Annotated in this window: 6 protein-coding genes; 4 read left to right on the forward strand and 2 right to left on the reverse strand. The window is 73.6% G+C overall.

What is annotated here, in order from left to right; genetic code table 11:
• Positions 1-6 precede the first annotated feature (6 nt).
• Both OO52_RS02490 and OO52_RS02495 read right to left on the reverse strand, forming a co-directional pair.
• A complete protein-coding gene (locus OO52_RS02490) occupies positions 7-1,401 on the reverse strand; it encodes an MFS transporter (protein WP_030639464.1) in 1,395 nt (464 codons plus the stop codon).
• Entirely contained in the window at positions 1,398-1,835 is a 438-nt protein-coding gene (locus OO52_RS02495) for a MarR family winged helix-turn-helix transcriptional regulator (protein WP_030639462.1), read from the reverse strand. The genes OO52_RS02490 and OO52_RS02495 overlap by 4 nt, the downstream gene beginning before the upstream one ends.
• A 147-nt stretch (positions 1,836-1,982) precedes the next feature.
• On the opposite strand from OO52_RS02495, the gene OO52_RS02500 reads away from it, so the two are divergent.
• The 4 genes from OO52_RS02500 to OO52_RS02515 are packed head-to-tail and all read left to right on the forward strand — an operon-like array spanning position 1,983 to position 7,702.
• On the forward strand, positions 1,983-5,018 hold the full coding sequence (locus tag OO52_RS02500; protein WP_030639460.1) for an FAD-binding and (Fe-S)-binding domain-containing protein: 3,036 nt from the start codon (positions 1,983-1,985) through the stop codon (positions 5,016-5,018).
• Between the two features lie 2 nt (positions 5,019-5,020).
• Positions 5,021-6,124, forward strand: coding sequence for an enolase C-terminal domain-like protein (locus tag OO52_RS02505; protein ID WP_030639457.1), 1,104 nt, complete (start codon positions 5,021-5,023; stop codon positions 6,122-6,124).
• Positions 6,125-6,181: 57 nt separating this feature from the next.
• The gene (locus OO52_RS02510; protein WP_030639456.1) at positions 6,182-7,192 is read left to right on the forward strand and encodes an SDR family oxidoreductase; all 1,011 of its coding nucleotides are present in this window, start codon (positions 6,182-6,184) and stop codon (positions 7,190-7,192) included.
• A 9-nt stretch (positions 7,193-7,201) separates the two neighbouring features.
• On the forward strand, positions 7,202-7,702 hold the full coding sequence (locus OO52_RS02515) for a metallophosphoesterase family protein (RefSeq protein WP_030639446.1): 501 nt from the start codon (positions 7,202-7,204) through the stop codon (positions 7,700-7,702).
• Positions 7,703-7,820: the final 118 nt, after the last annotated feature.

Raw genomic sequence — 7,820 nt, forward strand, 5'->3', positions numbered from 1 at the left:
GGTCGGTCAGGCCTTTCGGGTGTCTCGGGTGGTCGGCCGGCGCAGGGACCGGTCGGGCAGGGTCGTCGCCAGCAGCAGTGCGGAGCCGGCGAGCATGAACAGGGCCAGGGCGTGCAGCCCGGCCGTGTCGGCGCGGTGCGGGTAGAACGCCGCGGTGGCGGCGGACGCGCCCAGCGCGCCGAGGTACATGAAGGTCCGCAGCAGCCCGGCGGCGGAGGCGATCCGCTCCGGGTCGGCCTGCCGGTACAGCGCGGTCTGCGTGGCCAGGCCGATCAGCCCCTGCGGGACGCCGAGCAGCACTCCGACGCCGAGCAGCAGCCAGAGCGGGCTGCGGTCGCCGACCAGGAGCAGCGCCGCGCACCCCGCGAGCTGGAGTACGGAACCGGTGATCAGCTTGGCGCGCACCGCCTCGCGGCGCCCGGTCAGCGCGGAGGCGGTGAGCGCCGCCGCCGACAGCGGCAGCAGCGCGAGCCCGGCCGTGGAGGGCCCCAGCCCGCGGCCCTGCTCCAGCCACTGCGTGTAGCCGTACATGAAGGCGTAGGCGGTCGTGTAGCCGAGCAGCTGGCGCAGGTAGGTGGCGAGCAGCGGGCCGTTGCCGCCGAGGACCCGCAGGTCGACGAACGGGTCCGGCACCCGCAGCTCGCGCAGCGCGAAGCCGGTGGCGGCCGCGGCGGACAGCACCGGCAGGTACCAGCGGTCGGCCCGCGGCTGAGTCAGGAACAGCATCAGCGCGACCAGCAGGACGGCGAACAGCGCCATGCCGGGCACGTCCAGGCCGCGCCGCCGGGTCTCGGACCGGGGCAGTCGCAGCACGCCGAGCACCAGACAGGCCGCCGACAGCGGCACGTTGACGGTGAACACGGCCCGCCAGCCGGCCAGCCCGATCAGCAGCCCGCCGAGCGCGGGCCCGACGACGGCCACCGTCTGGTTGGCGACGGCGAGCGCGGTCAGCACGCCGGCCGGGCTGTCCTGTCCGGTGCGTTCGGCCTCGCCGCGGGTCAGCCGCATGGCCGCGGGGTACGCCGCCGAGGTGCCGAAGCCCAGCAGTACCCGGGCCGCGATCAGCACGCCGAGCGAGGGCGCGAGCGCGCCGAGCAGCCCGGCGACGCCGACCAGGGCCGTACCGGCGAGGTAGAGCCGGCGCGGGCCGTACATGTCCACCAGACGGCCGATCACGGGCTGGCCGACGGCGGTGGCCAGGTAGAGCGCCGAGACCAGCCACACCGTCTCGGAGGGCGGGGCACCGAACGCGACGCCGATCGGCACCAGCGCCACGGCGATCATCGAGGAGTTGACCGGGTTCAGGACCGAGCCGAGGACCATCGGCGGGATGAGCCGGCGGTCGAAGCGGGCGGGGGAGGGGCCGGCGGTCCGGGAGCGCGCCGTGAGCTTCGGTATCACGGCCGGGACAGCCGTTCCATCAGCTCCAGCGCCGCGAGGACGGTCTGCCGCTCCTCCTCGGTGTAGCGGTCCTGGAAGGTGCGGGCCAGCCACTCCTCGCGCACCTGCCGGTTCCCCTCGACACGGGCCCGCCCGCCGTCGGTCAGGGTGACCAGCTGGCGGCGGCCGTCGTCGGGGTCGGGGGCGCGGCGGATCAGCCCGTGCTGCTCCAGGGCGGCCAGCGTGGTGGCCATGGACTGCGGACGCACTCCCTCCGCGGCGGCGAGCGCGCTGGCCGTGGCCGCGCCGTGCTTGCCGACCAGGGTGAGTGCGGACTCCTGCGAGGGGCTGAGGTCGGCGTCCTGCGCCACCTCGCGGATGCGGCGCCGCAGCCTGCTGAACACCACGCGCAGATCGCGCGCGGCGCGGGCGGCGGAGTCGGAGATGTCAGCCATGCCACCCAGGCTAGGACCGACAGCTCAGACTGTCCAGTTGAAGCTGTTCAGTTTTGGCTGTCTATTTGCCGGGGTACTCGCCGGATCTCGGACAGCGCGGCACGCGCAGTACGTCGGTGCACCCACGGAGCGAATCAAGGAGCGCAGATGACCCCTCCGGACAGGTCCGGCCTGGAGGCGGCCCTGAGCGCCGAGGTGGACGGCGAAGTCCGCTTCGACCCGGGCAGCCGCGGCGCCTACGCCACGGACGGTTCGAACTACCGTCAGGTCCCACTGGGCGTCGTCGTGCCCCGGACCGTCGAGGCGGGCGCCCGGGCGGTGTCGGTGTGCGCACGCTTCGACGCCCCCGTCCTCTCCCGGGGCGGCGGCACGAGCCTGGCCGGACAGACCACCAACACCGCCGTGGTGATCGACTGGAGCAAGTACTGCACCGGTGTCCTCTCCGTCGACCCGGAGCGGCGCACCTGCGTGGTGGAGCCCGGCATCGTCCTGGACGAACTCAACCGGCACCTCGCCCGCCACAAGCTCCAGTTCGGCCCCAAACCGTCCACGCACAGCCACTGCGCGCTCGGCGGCATGATCGGCAACAACTCCTGCGGCGCCTCCGCCCAGGCCTACGGCAAGACCGTCGACAACGTCCGGCGCCTGGAGATCCTCACCTACGACGGACAGCGCGCCTGGGTCGGCCCCACCCCGCCCGACGAGCGCGCCCGCATCATCGCCGGCGGCGGCCGGCTCGCCGAGATCTACGCCGGCCTCGACCGCATCGCCACCGAGTACCTGGCCGACATCCGCCGCGGCTACCCCAAGATCCCCCGCCGCGTCTCCGGCTACAACCTGGACTCCCTGCTGCCCGAGAACGGCTTCGACGTCGCCAAGGCGCTCGTCGGCAGCGAGGGCACCCTGGTGACCGTCCTGCGCGCCGAACTCGACCTCGTGCCCGTGCCGCCGTACCAGTCGCTGCTCGTCCTCGGCTACGACGACATCTGCGCCGCCGCCGACGACGTCCCCCGGCTGCTGGAGCACTGCTCGCCCAGCCAACTGGAGGCCCTGGACGGGCGCATGGCCCAGCTGATGCGCGAAGAAGGCGCCTACCTGGACTCCCTCGACAACCTGCCCGAGGGCGACAGCTGGCTGATGGTGCTGTACAGCGGCGACAGCCAGGAGGACGTCGACGAACAGGCGCACGCCCTGCTGCGGGCCATCGGCCGTGGCGAGAAGGAGGCGAACGTCGCCTTCTCCGACGACCCCGAACGCGAGCAGAAGATGCTCAAGGCCCGCGAGGCCGGACTCGGGGTGACCGCCCGCCCGCCGGACGACCGGGAGACCTGGGAGGGCTGGGAGGACTCCGCCGTACCGCCCGAGCGGCTCGGCGACTACCTGCGTGACCTGAAGGACCTGTTCGGCGAGTTCGGCTACGACCACCCGTCCCTGTACGGGCACTTCGGCCAGGGCTGCGTGCACACCCGCATCCCCTTCGGACTGAAGACCGCCGAGGGCGTGGCCGGCTTCCGGCGGTTCGTGGAGCGGGCCGCCGACCTCGTCGCCTCCTACGGCGGCTCCCTCTCCGGCGAGCACGGCGACGGCCAGGCCCGGGGCGAGCTGCTCACCCGGATGTTCGGGGAACGGCTCGTCACCGCGTTCGGCGAACTCAAGGCCCTCTTCGACCCCGGCAACCGGATGAACCCCGGAAAGGTCGTCCACCCCAACCCCGTCGACGGACAGCTGCGGCTCGGCCCCACCTGGCGGCCCGCCACGCCGACGACCCACTTCGGCTACCCCGAGGACGACCACTCCTTCAACCGCGCCGTGATGCGCTGCGTCGGCATCGGCAACTGCCGTGGCCACTCCGGCGGCGTCATGTGCCCCTCCTACCGGGCCACCATGGAGGAGGAACACTCCACCCGCGGCCGGGCCCGGCTGCTGTTCGAGATGCTCGACGGGCACGCCGACTCCGCCGTCAAGGACGGCTGGCGCTCCACCGCCGTGCGTGACGCCCTCGACCTCTGCCTGGCCTGCAAGGGCTGCAAGTCCGACTGCCCCACCGGCGTCGACATGGCCACCCTCAAGGCCGAGTTCATGTCCCACCACTACGAGGGACGGCTGCGTCCCATGGCCCACTACTCCATGGGCTGGCTGCCGGTGTGGGCCCGGCTGTCCCGGACCGCTCCCTCCCTGGTCAACTCGGCGCTGCACGCACCCGGCCTCGCGTCCCTGGGCAAACGGCTCGCCGGGGTCGACGAGGCCCGCCCGGCACCGGTGTTCGCCGCGCAGTCCTTCCTCCAGTGGTGGCGGGCCCGCGACCGGGAGGAGCCCGACCCGGCCGACCCCCGCACCGTCGTGCTGTGGCCCGACACCTTCAGCACCTACTTCCACCCCTCGATCGCGATCTCGGCCGTCCGGGTCCTGGAGGACGCCGGCTTCCGGATCGCCGTCCCGGACAAGCCGGTGTGCTGCGGCCTCACCTGGATCTCCACCGGCCAACTGCCCACCGCCAAACGGGTCCTGCGCCACACCGTCGACGTGCTGCGCCCCCACCTGGAGGCCGGCATCCCCGTGATCGGCCTGGAACCCTCCTGCACGGCCGTCTTCCGCGCCGACGCCCCCGAGCTGATGCCCGGCGACCAGGACGTGGCACGGCTCGCCGCCCAGACGCGCACCTTCGCCGAACAACTCGTCCACCACGCCCCCGACGACTGGCGGCCCCCGCAGCTCGCCCGGCAGGCGACCGTGCAGACCCACTGCCACCAGCACGCCATCATGAAGTTCGACGCCGACCGCGAACTGATGCGCCGCGCCCACCTCGACGCCGAGGTGCTCGACGAGGGCTGCTGCGGCCTGGCCGGCAACTTCGGCTTCGAACGCGGCCACCACGAGGTGTCCATGGCCGTCGCGGAACTGGGCGTCCTGCCCGCCGTGCGCGGGGCCGCCCCGGACAGCCTGGTCCTCGCCGACGGCTTCAGCTGCCGCACCCAGATCGAGCAGGGCGGCACCGGCCGCCGCGCCCTGCACCTCGCCGAGGTCCTCGCGCTCGCCCTCGACGGCAACCTGCCCAGCGACCACCCCGAGCGGCTCGCCGACCGCCCCGCCGAACCGTCCCGCGCCGCCCGCTGGGCGACGACCGCCTCCCTGGCCGCCCTCTCCCTGGGCGCCGTGGCCGGACTGCGGCAGCTCAGGAGGTGATCATGAGCGACCAGCCGGCCGTCGAAGCCGTGGACACCGCCGTCTACACCGTGCCCACCGACACACCCGAGGCCGACGGCACCCTCGCCTGGGACAAGACCACCCTCGTCCTGGTCACCGCCCGCGCCGGCACCACCACCGGGCTCGGGTACACCTACGCGCCCGCCGCCACCGCCCACGTCGTCCGCGAACTGCTCGCCGGCACCGTCACCGGCCTGTCCGCGTACGACGTACCGCGCGCCAACGAGCGCATGTGCCGGGCCGTGCGCAACGCCGGACTGCCCGGCGTGGCCGCCCAGGCCGTCGCCGCCGTCGACATCGCCCTGTGGGACCTCAAGGCGCGACTTCTCGGCCTGCCCCTCGTCCACCTGCTCGGCGCCGCCCGCGACGACGTGCCCGTCTACGGCAGCGGCGGCTTCACCACCTACGACACCGACCGGCAGGAGCGCCAGCTGCGCGGCTGGACCGAGGAACAGGGCATCCCCCGCGTCAAGATCAAGATCGGCGAGTCCTGGGGCGCCCGGGAGACCCGCGACCTGGAACGCGTCGCCCGCGCGCGGGCCACCATCGGCGACACGGCCGAACTGTACGTCGACGCCAACGGCGGCTACCGCGCCGGCCAGGCCGTACGCCTCGCGGGCCCGCTCGCCGACGAGGGCGTCACCTGGTTCGAGGAACCCGTCTCCTCCGACCACCTCACCGCCCTCGCCGACATCCGCGGCCCGATCGACGTCACCGCCGGCGAATACGGCTACACCCTCCCGTACTTCCAGCACATGCTGGACGCCGGAGCCGTCGACTGCCTCCAGGCCGACGTCACCCGGTGCGGCGGCATCACCGTCTGGCTGCGCGCCGCAGCGCTCGCCCACGCGCGCGGGCTCGACGTCTCCGGGCACTGCGCGCCCCACGCCCACGCCCACGCGGCCGCCGCCGTGCCCAACCTGCGCCACCTGGAGTGGTTCCACGACCACGTCCGCATCGAACGGCTGCTGTTCGACGGCGTCCTCGACCCGGGCGGCGGCAGCGTCACACCGGGCGCCGACGGGGCACCCGGCCTCGGCCTGACCCTCGTGGAGGAGCGGGCGGCGCCCTACCGGGTGGAGTGACCGACACCCAGTGACCGGCACGCGTGACAGACATCGTGTACGCAGGAGGAGAGGAACATGCCCCCCACCGTCGTCATCACCGGCGCCAGCGCCGGCATCGGCCGCGCCACCGCTCGCCTGTACGCCCGGCGCGGCGCCGACGTCGTCCTGGTCGCGCGCGGCGAAGGTGGCCTGGAGGCGGCGGCCGACGAGGTCGCGGCGCTCGGCGGCCGGCCCCTGGTACGGCCCGCCGACGTGGCCGACCCGGCCCAGACGGAGGCCGTCGCCGAGGCCGCGGAGAAGGAGTTCGGCCCCATCGACATCTGGATCAACTGCGCCTTCGCCAGCGTGTTCGCACCGTTCGAGGAGATCACCCCCGAGGAGTACCGGCGGATCACCGAGGTGACCTACCTCGGCTTCGTCAACGGCACCCGATCCGCCCTGAAGCGGATGCTCCCGCGCGACCGGGGCACGATCGTGCAGGTCGGCTCCGCGCTCGGGGAACGGTCGATCCCCCTCCAGTCGGCGTACTGCGGAGCCAAGCACGCCATCAACGGCTTCACCTCCTCCCTGCGCACGGAACTGCTCCACCGGGGCAGCAGCGTCCGCGTCACCGTCGCCCAGATGCCCGCCGTCAACACCCCCCAGTTCGAATGGGTCCGCTCCCGCCTCGCCAAGCACCCCATGCCGGTCCCGCCGATCTACCAGCCCGAGGTGGCCGCGCGGGGCGTGCTGTACGCCGCCGACCATCCGGGCCGCAAGCAGTACTACGTCGGCGCGTCCACCGTCGCCACCATCTGGGCCAACCGGCTCGTCCCGGCGCTGCTCGACCGCTACCTGGCCCGCACCGGCTTCGACTCCCAGCAGACCGACCGCATCCCGCCCGCCGGCCTGGACAACCTCTTCGAACCGGTGGACCGCGACCCCGCCGACGACCAGGGCGCCCACGGCTCCTTCGACGACACCGCCCACGCCCGCTCCTGGCAGGAGACCCTGGTACGCCACCCCGCCGCCACCGCCCTCGGCGCGGGCGCCGCGCTGCTGGGCACCGTACGCGGCATCCGCCGCCTGACCTCCTCCTCCGCATAGGCTGACGAGGTGCGCCTCCTGCTCATGTCCGACACGCACCTGCCCAAGCGCGCCAAGGCGCTCCCGGAGCAGTTGCTCGCCGAACTCCCGCGCGCCGACGTCGTGTTCCACGCCGGGGACTGGGTCGACACCGCCACCCTCGACCTGCTGGAGAGCCGCAGCCGCCGGCTGATCGGCGTGTACGGCAACAACGACGGCCCCGAACTGCGCGCCCGGCTCCCCGAGGTGGCCCACGCCGAACTGGGCGGCCTGCGCTTCGGGGTCGTCCACGAGACCGGCCCCGCCCAGGGCCGCGAGGCCCGCTGCGCCGCCCGCTTCCCCGACCTGGACGTCCTCGTCTTCGGGCACAGCCACATCCCCTGGGACACCACCGCCCCCGGCGGTCTGCGCCTGCTCAACCCCGGCTCCCCGACGGACCGCCGCCGCCAGCCCCACTGCACCTACCTCACGGCGACGGTCGCCGACGGAGCCCTCACCGAGGTGACCCTGCACCGGCTGCCGCGCCGGTAGCGGCCGGGGCCCCTCCGGGGGGGGGTGCCTCTATGTCTTTCGTCAAGCGATCCGTGGGGTTCTGGGTTCGTAGAAGGTTCCGTCGCGGAGCATGGCGAACAGGACGCTGATGCGGTGG

The sequence above is a fragment of the Streptomyces flaveolus genome, assembly GCF_000716535.1.
Lineage (GTDB): Bacteria > Actinomycetota > Actinomycetes > Streptomycetales > Streptomycetaceae > Streptomyces > Streptomyces flaveolus_A.

Coding starts and splice junctions, on each gene's coding strand:
- OO52_RS02505 (WP_030639457.1), top strand. CDS start 5,021: ATGAGCGACCAGCCGGCCGTCGAAGCCGTGGACACCGCCGTCTACACC.
- OO52_RS02510 (WP_030639456.1), top strand. CDS start 6,182: ATGCCCCCCACCGTCGTCATCACCGGCGCCAGCGCCGGCATCGGCCGC.
- OO52_RS02500 (WP_030639460.1), top strand. CDS start 1,983: ATGACCCCTCCGGACAGGTCCGGCCTGGAGGCGGCCCTGAGCGCCGAG.
- OO52_RS02495 (WP_030639462.1), bottom strand. CDS start 1,835: ATGGCTGACATCTCCGACTCCGCCGCCCGCGCCGCGCGCGATCTGCGC.